The 2,721-nt window shown below is 70.5% G+C and carries 1 protein-coding gene; it reads left to right on the top strand.

The window, feature by feature from the left end; translation table 11 throughout:
• Positions 1-22: 22 nt before the first annotated feature.
• The coding region (locus Dsi01nite_RS56730; protein WP_203854857.1) for a non-ribosomal peptide synthetase at positions 23-2,721 on the top strand (2,699 nt) is incomplete at its 3' end.

The following is a 2,721-nucleotide window of genomic DNA, read 5'->3' as shown; positions in this document are numbered from 1 at the left end:
CGGTGGTGAGTTGGTCGGTGGTGTGGAGTACGCGACGGCGTTGTTCGACGCGGCGACCGTGGAGCGGTTCGTGGGGCATCTGCAGCGGATCCTCGAAGGGGTGGCCGCCGATGCTGGCCGGCGGGTGTCGCGGCTGCCGATGCTGTCCGGGGCCGAGGTCCGGGATTTGGCCGTGTGGTGTGACGGCGGGGACGCGGTGCCGTGGGGTGGCGCGGTGCACGAGCTCGTCGCGGCCCGGGCGTTGGCCGACCCGGACGCGGTGGCTGTGCGTAGCGGCGCGGTGCAGCTGACCTATGGGCGGCTGGTGGAGCGGGTCGGGGTGTTTGCGGGGCGGTTGGCGGCGGCGGGTGTCGGGCCTGGGTCGGTGGTCGGGTTGCGTCTGGAGCGTGGGCCTGATCTTGTGGTGGCGGCGTTGGCCGTCTGGCGTACCGGCGGGGCGTATCTGGCTCTGGATCCGGATCTGCCGGCGGAGCGGTTGTCGTTCATTGTCGCTGACAGTGGTGCGTCGCTGGTGCTTGACGGGCTTGACGGGCTTGACGGGTTCGACGGCGTCGACGATCCGGGTTCGGTTGTGTTGGCCGGTCAGGTGGCTTATGTCATGTACACGTCGGGCTCGACGGGTCGGCCGAAGGGCGTTGCTGTCACGCACGGCAACCTGGTGTCGTTGCTGGCGGCGATGGTGTCCCGGCCGGGGCTTACCGACCGGGATGTGCTGCTGGCGGTGACGACGTTCGGGTTCGACATCGCCGGCCTGGAGCTGTTCGGCCCGTTGGTGTGCGGCGGTCAGGTTGTGATCGCGGACCGGGATGAGGTGCGTTCGCCGCGGGCTCTGGCCCGGTTGATCGACGCTTGCGGCGTTACTGTCATGCAGGCCACGCCGGCGACGTGGCAGATGCTGCTCGACGACGGTTGGGTGGGTTCGGCGGGGCTGCGGGCGTGGTGTGGTGGTGAGGCGCTACCGGCGGCGTTGGCGGCGGCGTTGGCCGGGCGGGTCGCGGCGTTGTGGAATATGTACGGCCCGACGGAGACCACGGTGTGGTCGGCGTGTGATCTTGTGACGTCGGATGGTCCGGTGACGCTGGGCACCCCGATCGCGGGGACCCGCTGGTATGTCGTTGACCGGTGGGGTAATCAGGTGCCGGTCGGGGTGGCCGGTGAGTTGGTGATTGCCGGTGCGGGTGTCGCTCGTGGCTATCTCGGCCGGCCGGATCTGGCTGCGGAGCGGTTTGTCGCTGACCCGATCGCGGGTGACGGCACGCGGTGGTATCGCACGGGTGATCTGGTGCGGTTGCGGTCTGACGGCCGGCCGGAGTTCCTGGGCCGTGCCGACCATCAGGTGAAGGTGCGTGGGTTCCGGGTCGAGCTCGGCGAGGTTGAGGCGGCGTTGCGGGAGCTGCCCGGGGTGGCGGGCGCGGTCGTTGTCGCTGATGAGCGGCAGCGGTTGGTGGCGTATGTGGTCGGTGCTGCTGTCGATGCTGTGGCGTTGCGGTCGCGGTTGCCGGAGTACATGGTCCCGTCGGTGTTCGTGTCGTTGCCGGCGTTGCCGTTGTCGGCGAACGGCAAGGTCGACCGGGCGGCGCTGCCGGCACCGGACCTCTCGCGGCCCGCCGACGCGTTCGTAGCGCCGGAGGGTCCGGTGCAGGAGGTGCTGGCCGGGATCTGGGCCGAGGTTCTCGGCGTTGAGCGGGTCGGCGTCCATGACAACTTCTTCGCGCTGGGCGGGCACTCGCTGCTGGCCACCCGGGTCGTGTCGAGGGTGCGGCTGGCGTTCGAGGTCGAGCTGCCGGTCGCGGCGCTGTTCGACACGCCGACCGTCGCCGAGCTGGCCGAGATCCCGGCGCTCGCGGCATGTGCGCCGGTGCCCGTCGAGAACGCCGTCGCACCGGCCGCGACGCCCATCGTGCCGGTGGGACGCGACGGGCAGCTGCCGTTGTCGTTCGCCCAGCAGCGGCTGTGGTTCCTCGCCCAGCTGGACCCGGACTCGGTCGAGTACAACACGCCGATGCCGATTCCCCTGCCCGACGACCTCGACGTGCCGGCCCTGGTCGCGGCGTTGGGCGCATTGGTCGGGCGGCACGAGGTGCTGCGGACCCGCCTGGTGGCGGACGCCGACGGCGTGCCATGGCAGGTGATCGACCCGCCGATCTTCCGCTTCGACCTGCCGATCGTCGAGGTGCCCGCCGCGGAGGTGGACGCATGGCTGGCGGCCGACGCCGTGGTGCCCTTCGACCTCGCGGCAGGTTCATTGTTCCGGGCGACACTGCTGCGGGTGGATGGACGCGAGCATGTGCTGGCCCTCGCGATGCACCACGTGGTGGGCGACGAATGGTCGTCGGCGATCCTGCGGCAAGAGCTCGATGCACTCTATCGCGGGGAGCGGTTGCCGGAGTTGCCGGTGCAATACGCCGACTTTGCAGTCTGGCAACGGCAGTGGCTGACCGGCGAGGTGCTGCAGGCGCAGCTGAACCACTGGCGGGACCGCTTGGAAGGGCTGCCGGTGCTGGAGCTGCCGGCCGACCGCCCGCGCCCGCCGCAGCGGTCCACGGCCGGGGCGGCGATGGCGTTCACCGTGCCACGCGAGGTGTCCGAGGGCCTCCGGGCGCTGTCCCGGGCCGCTGGTGTGTCGATGTTCATGACGGTGTTCGCGGCGTTCAATGTGCTGCTGTCGCGGTACACCGGTCAGGACGACATCGTGGTGGGCACCCCGATTGCCAACCGGAA

It is taken from the genome of Dactylosporangium siamense (assembly GCF_016862795.1).
Classification (GTDB): Bacteria; Actinomycetota; Actinomycetes; order Mycobacteriales; family Micromonosporaceae; genus Dactylosporangium; species Dactylosporangium siamense.
Note: the sequence above shows the minus strand (reverse complement) of the source record. Positions and strands in the feature narration are given on the sequence as shown.